Raw genomic sequence first — 12,637 nt, forward strand, 5'->3', positions numbered from 1 at the left:
TCGTACTCACCCTCTCGGGCTTTCCTCCGGGCGCTTCCCTTCGTGTTTCCAGCTTAGCAGATCCGATTTCCGTTTCCGCCACCCGCTGGAGCGGGTTTCCGGGCCGTTCCTCCGCTTTCGCGAATTCCCTTTCCGGCGTTCAAACCCTACCAGTCTTTTCTCTGCCCTCTGACCAACCCCACTTCGCTCGCATTCATGCGCACATGAGTGTGCACAGGACAGAGCCGCGGTTTTGATGAGATAAGAAGATCAAGCTTGATGAGGTGCTGCCGACCTACGCGTCGCAGTGGCGCTCGCGGCCAGGCAGATCTACGACAGTACATGTCGTCCGCGGGTGAGGCAAATCGTCCCTGGCGGGTGCCGGTGTCCGTCAACTGCGGGCGCTCAGGCGGAACCTGAAGTTCCGGTGGCATACGCTCTGAACAGCACGCCGTCCAGTTCGGGAGGCTCCCCATGACAGTCGTGACGTCGCCGCTGCCCGGTCGCGCGATCGGACTTGCCGCAGTGCCCGATCCGGTGTTCTCGGGAGCGATGGTCGGTCCCGGAACGGCGATCGATCCCCCACGTGAGCTCTCGGAGGCCGTGTCCCCCGTGGACGGCGTCGTCGTCTCCCTCCACCCGCACGCCTTCGTCGTCGTGGACCCTGAGGGACACGGAGTCCTCATCCATCTCGGCATCGACACCGTGCAGCTCAATGGCGCGGGCTTCGAGCTCCTCATCAACAAGGGCGACACGGTGACCCGCGGCCAGGCGATCGTCCGCTGGAACCCCCGAGCCGTCGAAGAGGCCGGGAAGTCACCCATCTGTCCGGTGGTCGCGCTCGAGGGCGCTGCCGGATCGCTGGCCGGTCTCCGCGAGGATGGGGATGTGAAGATCGGCGACGAGTTGTTCAGCTGGAGCTGACATGAAGACAACGCTGCGGGGCCTCGGTGTGAGCCATGGGGTGGCGATCGGGCAGGTACGGCACATGGGGACGGCCGTGCTGGAGCCGCCGGCCAAGCAGATCCCGGCAGGGGACGCCAAGCGGGAGCAGGGTCGTGCCCGTCAGGCCGTCGACGCGGTGGCGGCCGATCTCAACGCGCGGGGTCATCTTGCCGGCGGCGAGGCCCAGCATGTGCTCGAGGCGCAGGCCCTGATGGCTCAGGATCCGGAGCTGATGGCCGACGTGGAGCGGCGGATCGCGGTCGGGAGCACGGCCGAGCGCGCGGTGTACGACGCGTTCGCCTCCTACCGGGCACTCCTGGCGGGGGCAGGCGAGTATCTGGCGGGTCGGGTGGCGGATCTCGATGACGTGCGCAACCGCATCGTGGCGCGGCTGCTGGGTGTGCCCATGCCGGGTGTGCCGGACAGCGACGAGCCGTATGTGCTGATCGCCCGGGATCTCGCGCCGGCCGACACGGCGCTGCTCGACCCGGGCCTGGTGCTGGGGTTCGTCACCGAGGAAGGCGGCCCGACGAGCCACAGTGCGATTCTGGCGCGGGCTCTGGGGGTGCCGGCCGTGGTGGCGCTGCCGGGGGCCTGCGAGCTGGGCGAGGAGACGGTCATCGCGGTCGACGGCAGTACGGGCGAGGTGTTCGTGGAGCCCGATGGCGAGGAGCGCGCGGAGCTGGCGCGGATGGCGGCGGAGCGCAGGACGGCGATGGAGGCGGTGTCGGGGCCGGGTGCGACATCCGACGGACACAAGGTGCCGCTGCTCGCCAATATCGGCGGACCCGTCGATGTACCTGCGGCTGTCGCGGCCGGGGCCGAGGGGATCGGGCTGTTCCGTACGGAGTTCCTGTTCCTGGAAGACAGCTCCCGAGCGCCGTCCGAGGCGAAACAGGTCGAGGTGTACCGGCAGGTGCTGGAGGCGTTCCCGGAGCGGCGGGTGGTCGTGCGGGTGCTGGATGCCGGCGCGGACAAGCCGCTCGACTTCCTGACGCCGTCCGACGAGCCGAATCCGGCGCTTGGGGTGCGCGGGCTGCGTGCGTTGCTTGATCATCCGGAAGTGCTGCGGACCCAGCTGACGGCCCTGTCGAAGGCCGCCGAGGGCCTGCCGGTGTACCTGGAGGTGATGGCTCCGATGGTGGCGGACCGCAGTGACGCAAGGGCGTTCGCCCAGGCGTGCCGTGAGGCTGGGCTGAAGGCGAAATTCGGCGTGATGGTGGAGGTCCCCTCGGCTGCCTTGCGGGCGAGGTCGGTGCTTCAGGAAGTGGAGTTCCTGTCTCTGGGCACCAACGATCTGGCGCAGTACACCTTCGCCGCGGATCGTCAGGTGGGTGCGGTGTCACGGCTGCAGGATCCGTGGCAGCCCGCACTGCTCGACCTGGTCGCGGTGGCGGCGGAGGCGGCCCGGGCTGAGGGCAAGGGCTGCGGTGTGTGTGGCGAGGCGGCGGCGGATCCACTGCTGGCCTGTGCGCTGACCGGTCTCGGTGTCACCTCCCTGTCGATGGGTGCGGCGTCGATCCCCTACGTGCGTGCGGCGCTGGCGAAGTACACGCTGGCGCAGTGTGAGCGTGCGGCAGCGGCCGCCCGTGCCGCTGACGGTGCCGATGAGGCTCGGGCGGCGGCCCAGGGAGTGCTCTCCGGCGAGTAGCCTGGCTTCTTCGCTGGTGTCCAGGGGCTTCCCGTCATGGCGGGAAGCCCCTGACGCCGTTCTGCGCGCCTTCGTACAGTCCGGACCTTCTTCTCTCAGGCGTGCGGGCTGGGGCGGGGTGGATCGCCGAGATCGAATCCCGCGCGGTATTCGGCACCCGGGTCCGGACCGATGGGCTCGCCGGTATCGGCGTCCGTGCAATAGGCGGTGAACACCTCGCCCTCGGTCAGCGGGAGCATCCGTCCGTTCTGGAGGCGCCAGCCCCTGAGCTGGTCGGGGGCGTCGTCGGTGCAGGTCCGCAACACCACTCCGCCAGGGCCTTCGAGTGCGAGGCCCGCTGCTAGCACGGCCACGAACTCCGCGCCTTCGGATGAGTCGAGTGTGGCTGTGCTCCCGCTGCCGTTCACGGCGTCCAGGGCGGCCAGGAGCTGTTCGCCGTTGACGGGCACACTGCACACGAGATGGTGCGCCCCCGGGCCTGCGCACTCGATGAGTCTCAGCAGGAGCTCCGAGGCCCGGTCGAAGGCGGCGCGCCCGATGTCCTCTCCGCAGTCGGCGCAGGTGCCCAGGTCGTTGAGCAGGGAGCTCGCGTAGTCCCAGGTGGCCTGCCGGACCGAGCGGCTGACGAGCAGTGGCACGAGGTGGTCGATGGGCTGGCCCGTGTAGGCCACGGTGGGTCCTGCGGCGGCGATCTCCGCCGTGTACCGGCTGCGGCTGGCGGAGCTGTCCGGGTCGAGTCCGATCTCGGTGCAGTAGTGGGCGAAGTCCTCCGGGTCGAACAGCGCGACGGAGGTGTGGCCGCCTTGCCGGGAGAGTGCTCTGAGGAGGGCTTCGACCTGGTGCAGATAGCCGGGATGGTCGGAGAAGGTGAAGCTGCGGTAGCACCGCATGGCGGTGAAGTCCCGCTCGTCGACGAGCACGCCGACGGTGGCCGGTACGTCCCGACGCAGGGCGCGCCGCGGTGACTGCCGTGGTGGGCGCCGCCTGTTGGTGTGGCCATTGCGGCGTTTCGGTGCCTTGTGGTGTCCGGTGCTGGTCATGGTTCCCCCTGGTCCCCGTGAGCCCTGTTGATCAGTGCTCACTCACCGTAACTGCGAGCACTGACAAACAGGGCGGGGTGGGGCGAAACCGGTGGTCAGCCGCGTGTGCGGGCAAGCTCCTCGTAGAACCGCAGCAGTTCGATGTCGTCCACCGAGCCGGGGTTGACCGCCTTGGCCAGGGGCGTGCCCTGGAGCAGGCGCTTGACCGGGACTTCGATCCGCTTGCCGGTGAGGGTGTGCGGGATGGCGGGGACCTCGATGATGTCGTCGGGGACGTGGCGTGGGGAGAGCTGTTCCCGGATGGTGCGCTTGACCCGTTCACGCAGGTCGTCGTCGAGGGCGGCGCCGGGGGCGAGGTGGACGAAGAGCGGCATCCAGTAGCCGCCGTTCGGCTCTTCGAGGCCGATGACGAGGGACTCGCGGATCTCTGGGAGCCGTTCGACGGCTTCGTAGATGTCGGAGGAGCCCATACGGACGCCCTGGCGGTTGAGGGTGGAGTCGGAACGGCCGTGGATGACCACCGAGCCGTGGTCGGTGATGGTGATCCAGTCGCCGTGCCGCCAGACGCCGGGGAACATCTCGAAGTAGCTGTCGCGGTAGCGGCTGCCGTCCGGGTCGTTCCAGAAGTGGATCGGCATGGAGGGCATGGGGTTGGTGACGACGAGTTCGCCGACCTCGCCGGTCAGGGGCTTGCCCTGCGGGTCCCAGGCCTGGAGGTCGGTGCCGAGGCAGGCTGCCTGGAGTTCGCCGATGTGGACGGGCAGGGTGGGTACGGCGCCTGCGAAGCAGCTGCACACGTCGGTGCCGCCGCTGACGGAGGCGATCCACAGGTCTTCGCGCACCTCGTCGTGGAGCCAGCGGAAGCCGTCGGGGGGCAGCGGGGAGCCGGTGGTGGCGACGCACTTCACGTGGGAGAGGTCGTGATCGCGGCCGGGGTGCACTCCGGCCTTGCGGCAGGCCATCACGTAGGCGGCGGATGTGCCGAAGAGGGTGGCGCCGGTGCGTTCCGCGATGGCCCACTGGGCGCCGGTCCCGGGGTAGCCGGGGCTGCCGTCGTACAGGATGACGGTGGTACCGGTGAGCAGGCCGGAGACGAGGAAGTTCCACATCATCCAGCCGGTCGACGTGTACCAGAAGAAGCGGTCCTCGGGGCCGAGGTCGCAGTGCAGGCCGAGCTGTTTGAAGTGTTCGAGGAGGATGCCGCCCTGGGACTGGACGATGGCCTTGGGGAGGCCGGTGGTGCCGGAGGAGTAGAGGACCCAGAGCGGGTGGTCGAACGGCACCTGCTCGAAGACCGGTTCGGCGGATTCAGCGTCCGGGGAGATCAGGTCCGCCCAGGAGAGGGCGCCTTCGGGGGCGGCGGTGCCGAGCAGGGGGATGTGGACGACGGCGCGCAGGGTGGGGAGCTCTCGGCGCAGTTCGGCGACGGTGTCGCGGCGGTCGTGTTCCTTGCCGCCGTAGCGGTAGCCGTCCACCGTGAACAGGACGACCGGCTCGACCTGCTGAAAGCGGTCGAGGACGCTGCGGGCGCCGAAGTCGGGGGCGCAGGAGGTCCAGACCGCGCCGACGGCGGCGGCGGCGAGCAGTGCGGTCACCGCCTCCGGGATGTTGGGCAGGTAGCCGCTGACGCGGTCGCCGGGCCGCACGCCGAGGGCGCGCAGTTCCGCGGCGAGCGCCCCGACCTGGCGGCGGAGCTCGGACCAGCTGACCGGTGTCGCCTCGTGGGTCTCGTCCACGTGGATCAGGGCCGGTTCCTGGGCGCGGGCGGGATCTTCGGCGGCGCGCAGCGCGTGCTCGGCGTAGTTGAGGGTGGCGCCCGTGAACCACTGCGCGCCGGGCATGGCGCGGTCCCCGAGGACCTGCTCGTACGGGGTGGAGAACCGTACGTCGAACCAGTCGGCCACCGCCTGCCAGAAGGTCTCCAGTGCGTCGACGGACCAGCGGTGCAGTGCCGCGTAGCCGCCTTCGGCCGGGGCTCCGTACCGCTCCGCGGCCCAGGCCTGGAACCGGGTGATCCGGGCGGCGGCGACGCGGTCGGCGTCGGGCTGCCAGAGCGGGGCAGGGCTTGCGGTCATGGGGCGGCTCCCGGCGGCTGTGTCTCTCGCTGTACGCGTGGTGGGCGTGTGTCCCGCGCACGGGCATGGGTGTGCGCGCGACGCGGCTGATGCTGACAGGACGATGCCATGTGATCGTCTTCCGCACCAGGGCTCCCCGCCCATGGCCGGGCCGTGCCGAGCGGGGTCGTGGTGCGCTTCCGCAGTGCTCCCGCCGCGGGTGAACGGGAGTTGAACCATCCTCGCCAATGCCCTGGTGGATGGCAGGGTGAGCGGCATGGACGGTCGTGAGCTGGTGCGCTCGGTGAAGGTGTTCGGCACGGTGCAGGGCCTGCGGGCGGTTCGTTCGGCGTGGCGCCGCAGGCGTACGGACGCGTGGGGTCTGCCGCCGCGGGGTGCCGAGCGGGCGCGGGTGCCGGGCATGGTCGTCGGTGCGGAGCCGCTGCCGGGAGGCGGGGTCGTACGGTTCGCGCGCTCCCGGCTGCGGGTGCGGGTGGCGGTGGGCGGCAGTGTGTTCTGGGGCTGGGACGGTGCGGAGCCGGAGCCGTCGTACGCGTTGGCCGGTCCCCCGCCGGAGGCCGATCCGCGCGCGGAGCTGGAGCCCGACATGGATGGCGGCTGGCGGGTGGTGTCGCAGCGGGTGACCGTGGCGGTGACGCGCCACGGGGCCGTCGAGGTGCGCACCCCGGGTGGAGTGGTGCTGCGCAGGGATCTGCCGCCGCGCTGGTGGGAGCCGGTGGACGGGGGGCCTGCGCGCTGGTTGCAGCGTGCCGAGGTGTGCGCGGACGCGCGGTACTTCGGACTGGGCGGACGCTCGTCGGGGCCGCGGCTGCGGGACGGCACCTACCGGCTGTGGAACACGGACCCGCGGGGCAGTTTCGGTCCCGGTGACGATCCGCTGTACATCACGATGCCGGTGCAACTGGTCGTCGCGGACGCGGGCGCGCATCTGGCGTTCTACGACAACACCTGGGACGGCCGCGTGGCGCTGCGCGAGGGTGAGGAGGGAGCGGGCTCCGGGCACGACCGGCCGGGCACGGTGGAGGTACGGGTGAGCGGCGGTCCGCTGCGCTGCTGGGTGGTGGTGGGCACGCCGGCGCGTCTGCTGCGTACTTGGACGGCGCTCACGGGCGCGCCCGCGCTTCCTCCGTCGTGGGCGCTCGGCCCGCAGCACGCGCGCTGGGGTTTCGGCAGTGAGCGGGAGGTGCGCCGGGTAGTGGCGGGCTACCGGGAGCGGGGGCTTCCGCTGTCCGCGCTGCACCTCGACATCGACCACTACGACGGCCATCGGGTCTTCACCGTCGACAAGGAGCGCTTCCCTGATCTGCCGGGTCTTGCGGGGGACCTGGCCGAGGACGGGGTGCGGCTGGTGTCGATCGTCGATCCGGCGGTGAAGGCGGAGCCCGGGAGCGCGGTGTACGAGACCGGGTCGGCGGCCGACGCGTTCGTGCGGGACGCCCGGGGCCGGCGGGTTCGGGGTGTGGTGTGGCCGGGTGAGTGCGTGTATCCGGACTTCACGGATCCGGGGGTACGCGAGTGGTGGGGCGGGCTCTACGAGGAGCGTCTGGCGCAGGGCTTCGCGGGGGTGTGGCACGACATGAACGAGCCCGTGTCGTTCACACCCTTCGGTGATATGACACTGCCCCGGTCCGCCAGACACTCGCTGGAGGGGCATGGTGGCGACCACCGCGAGGCCCACAACGTGTACGGGCTCGCGATGGCGCGGGCGGGGTACGAGGGGCTGCGGCGGCTGAGGCCCGCTGAGCGGCCCTTCCTGTTCTCCCGCTCCGGCTGGGCGGGAATGCAGCGGTACGGCGGGACGTGGTCCGGGGATGTGTCGACGGGCTGGCCGGGGCTGCGCGCCTCGCTCTCGCTGGTCATCGGGCTGGGACTGTGCGGGGTGCCGTATTCGGGTCCTGACGTGGGCGGTTTCGACGGCAGCCCGTCACCAGAGCTGTACCTGCGCTGGTTTCAGCTCGGTGCGTATCTGCCGTTGTTCCGTACGCATGCGGCGATCGACGCGGGCCGCAGGGAACCCTGGGAGTTCGGCCCCGAGGTGCTCGGGCATGCACGGGCGGCGCTGCTCGAACGGGAGCGGCTTCACCCGTACTTCGTCACCCTGGCGCAGGTGGCCCGACTGACCGGTGCGCCGTACGTACGGCCCCTGTGGTGGAACGCCCCGCGTGATCGCGCCCTGCGGGACTGCGGGGACGCGTTTCTGCTGGGCGACGCGCTGCTGGTCGCGCCGGTGCTGGAGCGGGGTGCCGACCGGCGAGCGGTGCGGCTGCCGCGCGGGATGTGGTACGACACGGTGACCGGGCAGGCGCACGAAGGGCCGGGTCAGGTGCTGCTGGACGCGCCGCTGTCGCGGATTCCGGTGCTGGCGCGGGCGGGTGCGGTGGTTCCGGTGCGGGGTGAGGACGGCGGCGTCGAGCTGGAGGTGTGGGCTCCGGTGGCCGGGCGTACCGGTGGGGGGCTGGTGGTCGGGGACTGTGCCGGAGTGTCGGGGCGGCCCGAGGTCGAGCGGTACACCTCGCGGCTGGCCGGTGACCGGGTAGTGGTGGAGCGGGTGACGGCGCAGGGTGCGGTGAGTGCGGGCCGGCCGGTGCGGCTGAGGGGTGGGCTCCCCACCTACGAGTAGGCGCCGGCGAACCAGCGGCGCACGGCCAGCGTGTGCAGCGGGAACGCGAGTTCGGTGGGCTTGTGCAGCAGGTGCCAGCCCTCGGTCTCGTCCGTCGGGGCCGAGCTCGGGAGCCGGTCCGCAGGGCGCTCGGGGAGCAGCCCGAACAGGAGCAGATGGCCACCTGGCGAGCTGAGCGCGTCGGCCAGCCGGACCTGCCGGCCGTCGGCTTCGATGCCGGTCTCTTCGCGGAGTTCGCGGACGACGGCGTGCTGCCATTCCTCGCCGTGGTCGATGAAGCCGCCCGGCAGGGCGATCTCTCCGCAGCGGGGTTCGATGGTCCGGGTGATGACGACGAGCCCGGTTCCGTGTGCCGTGGTCGCCGGGAGGAGGGCGACCGCCACGGGAAGAGGGTTGCGGTAGACGACGTCACCGCAGCGGGCGCAGGTGCGGGGCCATGTGGTGGTGCCCTGCGGGTAGCGGGCACCACAGCTCGAGCAGTGGGAGTCCCGCACGGGGGCGACCGCGCTGCCGTGCGCGGTGCGGGACATGGGGGCCTGGTGCTCACGGGACTCGGTCACCTGCGGACTGTAACGCGGGGCGGGCGTCACGGCCGGCGAGTCGGGGTCTTCAGGCCGATCAGGGAGCTCCATGACACGGGGAAGTCATAATAGGTGTCCGGGAACTGTTCGGGTCTGAAGGTGAAGTGCCACCACTCCTCGGGCAGATTGACGAATCCCGCTTCGGCCAGGGTTTCCTTGAGGAGCAGCCGGTGGGCGCGCCGGCTGCCCTGGACACGCGGGTCGTCGGTGTGCGACAGGGTGTCGAAGCAGTCGAATCCGGTGCCCATGTCGAGGGAGTTGTCGGGGAAGCGTGCGCTGCGGGGTGCGTAGCACGGCGTCAGCTTCTCGCCGGGGGCGTAGGGGCGGGTCTTCCTCGCGGGCAGCTTCACAAGGGTGAGGTCAACCGTGCTGCCGCGGCTGTGCCCGGACTTCCCCGCGATGTATCCGTCCTCGAACAGCCGCGACTTGTCGACGCGGGGATAGAACTCCCGCTTCATCCGTTCGTCGGTGAGATCTTCGGCCCACCGTACGAAGTGGTCGACGGCGCGTTGGGGCCGGTAGCAGTCGTAGACCTTGAGGGAGTAGCCGCGGCGAAGCAGTCGGCGTTGGGCGGTGCGCAGCGCATCGGCGGCGGGGCGGGTCAGGATGCACAGGGGCTGCCGGTAGCCGTCGACGGGTTCGCCGATGAAGTTGTGCGCCGTCGTGTAGCGCAGCTCCTGGATGATCGTCGGATCGACCATGCCCAGCGCGGCGAACGCCCGGGGTGCTCGGGATTCAGGGGCTTCCGGCGGGGGCGCGGCGGCAAGGGTGAGCAGGGCTGCCGCGGTGGGCGCGAGGGCAGGGAGCAGGGTGGGGGCAGGTCCTTTCATGCGCACCGTCTATCAGGAACGGCGGCTCCGGACCAGGATCCGGGCCCTGTCCGCGGACGGCGTTCCATGACAGACTTCTGACGCCCCATCAGAAAGTAAACAGGAACGGGACGTCCACAGGGAGGAGCCTGCCTTGGCACGCACACGTACACCGGTGGTGTCCGGATGGTTCACCGGCGTCGGCGACGGCCGCGACACGGCCGGCGAGGACGACGAACGCTCGTTCCGGCTGCTGGGCACCCGATGCGCGGCCTGCTCTTCGGTGTTCTTCCCCCGCGAGGACACCGCGTGCCGCAATCCGGGCTGCCGGGGCGGCGAACTGGTGGAGGTGCCCCTCTCCAAGAGCGGCCGGGTCTGGTCCTTCACGGACGGGCGCTACCGACCGCCCGCGCCGTATGTATCCGATCCGGCCGTGGAGTGGCGGCCGTACACACTCGTCGCGGTCGAACTCGAGGCGGAACGCATGGTCGTACTCGGCCAGGCGGCACCCGGGGTGACGGTCGCGGATCTGGCTGTGGGGATGGCGGTCGAAGTGGTGCCCGGGATCCTGAACGAGGACGAGCGGACCGTATGGACGACCTGGTGGTGGCGCCCGGTGGATGCGCGGTGACGGCCGACATCGCGGTCCTCGGGGCCGGTATGCACCCGTGGGGCAAATGGGGCCGCGGCTTCGTCGAGTACGGGAGCGTCGCGGCCCGGGCCGCCCTGGCGGACGCGGGCCTGGACTGGCGGCAGATCCAGTCGGTGGTCGGGGCGGACACCGTGCGGGGCGGCTACCCGGGCTATGTCGCGGGAGCCACGTTCGCCCGGGCACTGGGCTGGCAGGGAGCCCGGGTGACCAGTGTGTACGCCGCCTGCGCTTCCGGTGCCCAGGCCATCGGCACGGCCCGGGCCCAGATCCTGGCGGGGCTCGCTGACGTGGCACTGGTCGTGGGGGCCGACTCCGCCCCCAAGGGGTTCTTCGCCCCGGCCGGCGGAGACCGGCCGGATGATCCGGACTGGCTGCGCTTCAGGGTGCTGGGAGCCACGAATCCGGCGTACTTCGCGTTGTTCGCCCGCCGCCGCATGGCGTTGTACGGCGACACGCCGGAGGACTTCGCGCAGGTCAAAGTGAAGAACGCGGCGGCGGGAGCGCTCAATCCGCTGGCCCGCTACCGGGCGGCGGTGAGCGCGGAGGAGGTCGCGGCGTCGGCCGTCGTCGCCGATCCGCTGCGGCTGCTGGACATCTGCGCCACTTCCGACGGAGGAGCGGCGCTCGTTCTGTCGAGCCTCGACTTCGCCCGTCGGCACGGGGTCGCCGATCCGGTGCGGATCCGCGCCGTCTCGACCGTGACGCCCGTGTACCCCAGGACCGTACTCGACCTGCCCGACATCGCCACCGACTCGGCGGTGGCGGCCGACCCGCCCGCGCTGGGCTTTCGCGCCTCGATCGCCCGCGCCGCGTACGACGAGGCGGGGATCGGACCCGACGACCTGTCGCTCGCCGAGGTGTACGACCTGTCGACCGCGCTAGAACTGGAGTGGTACGAGGACCTCGGGCTGTGCGCGGCCGGAGAGGGCGCAAAGCTGGTGCGGGAGGGTGCCACGGCCATCGGTGGGCGCGTACCGGTGAACCCGAGCGGGGGCCTCGCGTCCTTCGGCGAGGCGGTGCCCGCCCAGGCGATCGCCCAGGTCTGCGAGCTGACCTGGCAGTTGCGGGGTGAGGCGGGCGACCGGCAGGTGGCCAGGGCGCGGGCCGGGATCACCGCGAACCAAGGGCTGTTCGGGCACGGTTCGGCGGTGGTCGCCGTACGCTGACCCTCCGCGACCCGGCCGTCAGCACGTGCAGGACCCCTACCCGTGGCGAAGCGCCGGGATGCGGGCCGTGTCGCTCATGTCGCGGCGGCCTCATGCTGGCGTGTGGACCAGACCAGGGCGTGCTCGACCACCGACACGAGCACCGCCTTCACCGACTCGCGGTCACGCGCGTCGCACATCATCAGCGGTACCTCCGGATCGAGGTCCAGTGCCCCCCGTACGCTCTCCGCGGGGAAGCGGTCGGCGCCCTCGAAGCAGTTGATGCCGACGGTGAACGGGATCCCCCGGCGCTCGAAGTAGTCGATGGCGGCGAACGAGTCCTCGAGGCGGCGGGTGTCGGCGAGCACGACGGCACCGAGCGCTCCCTGGGCCAGCTCGTCCCAGAGGAACCAGAAACGGTCCTGGCCGGGTGTGCCGAAGAGATAGAGCACCAGGTCTTCGCGCAGGGTGATCCGGCCGAAGTCCATGGCGACGGTGGTGGTGGTCTTGGACTCCACCCCGTCCAGATCGTCGACGGGACGGCCCGCCTCGCTCAGGGTCTCCTCGGTGCGCAGCGGCTTGATCTCGCTGACCGCGCCGACGAGAGTCGTCTTGCCGACCCCGAAGCCACCCGCCACCAGGAGCTTGAGGGTCACCGGCTCGACCGGTCGCCGTACTTCTTCACGGCTAGAGCGCCCGAAGACCATTGATCACCTCGCGGAGAATGCTCACGTCCGGCAGCTCGGCCGGTGGAACGGGACGGGTTACATGGACCAGTGCGTGCTCGACGAGATCGCCGACGAGGACTCTGACCACCTGGACGGGCAGATCGAGTGTGGCAGCGAGCTCGGCGATCGACTGGGGAATGGTGCTACTGCGTTCGATGATCTCGACGTGCTCGGGCGACAGCATCTGGTCCGTGCCCGGCTCGCCCGCCCCGTCCGGCTCGGGGACGACCAGCGCGATCAGATCGAGCTGGTGCCGGGCCGTGCTGCTGGTACGGCCCCGGGTCATCGCGTACGGGCGCACCACGGGTCCGGCGTCGTCGTCGAACCAGTGGTGCGGCTGCCGCGGTTCCGGGATTTCCGCGGTGACCCGGGAGTCCCCGAGCTCCTGAATGTGCTGTCCGGCGTCGTTCAT

11 protein-coding genes are annotated in these 12,637 nt (G+C 70.9%); 5 read left to right on the top strand and 6 right to left on the bottom strand.

Annotation, left to right across the window (positions count from 1 at the left end; genetic code table 11):
• Positions 1–453 precede the first annotated feature (453 nt).
• Both ACFV6V_RS28155 and ptsP read left to right on the top strand, forming a co-directional pair.
• A complete protein-coding gene (locus ACFV6V_RS28155; protein ID WP_385570401.1) occupies positions 454–903 on the top strand; it encodes a PTS glucose transporter subunit IIA in 450 nt (149 codons plus the stop codon).
• Position 904: 1 nt separating this feature from the next.
• On the top strand, positions 905–2,575 hold the full coding sequence (ptsP, locus tag ACFV6V_RS28160; protein ID WP_385570403.1) for a phosphoenolpyruvate--protein phosphotransferase: 1,671 nt from the start codon (positions 905–907) through the stop codon (positions 2,573–2,575).
• A 95-nt stretch (positions 2,576–2,670) separates the two neighbouring features.
• Here the strand turns inward: ptsP and ACFV6V_RS28165 are convergent, their stop codons facing one another.
• Both ACFV6V_RS28165 and ACFV6V_RS28170 read right to left on the bottom strand, forming a co-directional pair.
• Positions 2,671–3,615, bottom strand: coding sequence for a hypothetical protein (locus ACFV6V_RS28165; protein WP_385570405.1), 945 nt, complete (start codon positions 3,613–3,615; stop codon positions 2,671–2,673).
• A gap of 95 nt (positions 3,616–3,710) precedes the next feature.
• Positions 3,711–5,690: an acetoacetate--CoA ligase gene (locus ACFV6V_RS28170; RefSeq protein ID WP_385570408.1), complete on the bottom strand. Its 1,980-nt coding sequence runs from the start codon at positions 5,688–5,690 to the stop codon at positions 3,711–3,713.
• Between the two features lie 256 nt (positions 5,691–5,946).
• On the opposite strand from ACFV6V_RS28170, the gene ACFV6V_RS28175 reads away from it, so the two are divergent.
• Entirely contained in the window at positions 5,947–8,310 is a 2,364-nt protein-coding gene (locus ACFV6V_RS28175; protein ID WP_385570409.1) for a TIM-barrel domain-containing protein, read from the top strand.
• Here ACFV6V_RS28175 and ACFV6V_RS28180 read toward each other — a convergent pair.
• Complete coding sequence (locus ACFV6V_RS28180) at positions 8,301–8,840, bottom strand: NUDIX domain-containing protein (protein WP_385570459.1); 540 nt, start codon at positions 8,838–8,840, stop codon at positions 8,301–8,303. The genes ACFV6V_RS28175 and ACFV6V_RS28180 overlap by 10 nt on opposite strands.
• Before the next feature lie 56 nt (positions 8,841–8,896).
• Complete coding sequence (locus tag ACFV6V_RS28185) at positions 8,897–9,721, bottom strand: M15 family metallopeptidase (RefSeq protein WP_385570411.1); 825 nt, start codon at positions 9,719–9,721, stop codon at positions 8,897–8,899.
• 133 nt (positions 9,722–9,854) lie between these two features.
• On the opposite strand from ACFV6V_RS28185, the gene ACFV6V_RS28190 reads away from it, so the two are divergent.
• Together ACFV6V_RS28190 and ACFV6V_RS28195 are read left to right on the top strand one after the other, a co-directional pair.
• Positions 9,855–10,331, top strand: a complete 477-nt coding sequence (locus tag ACFV6V_RS28190; protein ID WP_385570414.1) for a Zn-ribbon domain-containing OB-fold protein — start codon at positions 9,855–9,857, stop codon at positions 10,329–10,331.
• A complete protein-coding gene (locus tag ACFV6V_RS28195) occupies positions 10,328–11,518 on the top strand; it encodes a lipid-transfer protein (protein ID WP_385570461.1) in 1,191 nt (396 codons plus the stop codon). Before ACFV6V_RS28190 ends, ACFV6V_RS28195 begins: the two co-directional genes overlap by 4 nt.
• Positions 11,519–11,592: 74 nt before the next feature.
• Here ACFV6V_RS28195 and ACFV6V_RS28200 read toward each other — a convergent pair whose 3' ends face one another.
• A complete protein-coding gene (locus tag ACFV6V_RS28200; protein ID WP_361287807.1) occupies positions 11,593–12,204 on the bottom strand; it encodes an ATP/GTP-binding protein in 612 nt (203 codons plus the stop codon).
• Positions 12,185–12,637, bottom strand: a complete 453-nt coding sequence (locus tag ACFV6V_RS28205) for a DUF742 domain-containing protein (protein WP_385570416.1) — start codon at positions 12,635–12,637, stop codon at positions 12,185–12,187. The genes ACFV6V_RS28200 and ACFV6V_RS28205 overlap by 20 nt, the downstream gene beginning before the upstream one ends.

The sequence above is a fragment of the Streptomyces sp. NPDC059828 genome, assembly GCF_042731955.1.
In the GTDB taxonomy this organism is placed as follows: Bacteria; Actinomycetota; Actinomycetes; order Streptomycetales; family Streptomycetaceae; genus Streptomyces.

Bases quoted from the DNA above. Each gene is read 5' to 3' on its own strand.
- ACFV6V_RS28155 (WP_385570401.1), top strand. From the start codon at position 454: ATGACAGTCGTGACGTCGCCGCTGCCCGGTCGCGCGATCGGACTTGCC.
- ptsP (WP_385570403.1), top strand. From the start codon at position 905: ATGAAGACAACGCTGCGGGGCCTCGGTGTGAGCCATGGGGTGGCGATC.
- ACFV6V_RS28165 (WP_385570405.1), bottom strand. From the start codon at position 3,615: ATGACCAGCACCGGACACCACAAGGCACCGAAACGCCGCAATGGCCAC.
- ACFV6V_RS28170 (WP_385570408.1), bottom strand. From the start codon at position 5,690: ATGACCGCAAGCCCTGCCCCGCTCTGGCAGCCCGACGCCGACCGCGTC.
- ACFV6V_RS28175 (WP_385570409.1), top strand. From the start codon at position 5,947: ATGGACGGTCGTGAGCTGGTGCGCTCGGTGAAGGTGTTCGGCACGGTG.
- ACFV6V_RS28180 (WP_385570459.1), bottom strand. From the start codon at position 8,840: ATGTCCCGCACCGCGCACGGCAGCGCGGTCGCCCCCGTGCGGGACTCC.
- ACFV6V_RS28185 (WP_385570411.1), bottom strand. From the start codon at position 9,721: ATGAAAGGACCTGCCCCCACCCTGCTCCCTGCCCTCGCGCCCACCGCG.
- ACFV6V_RS28200 (WP_361287807.1), bottom strand. From the start codon at position 12,204: ATGGTCTTCGGGCGCTCTAGCCGTGAAGAAGTACGGCGACCGGTCGAG.
- ACFV6V_RS28205 (WP_385570416.1), bottom strand. From the start codon at position 12,637: ATGAACGACGCCGGACAGCACATTCAGGAGCTCGGGGACTCCCGGGTC.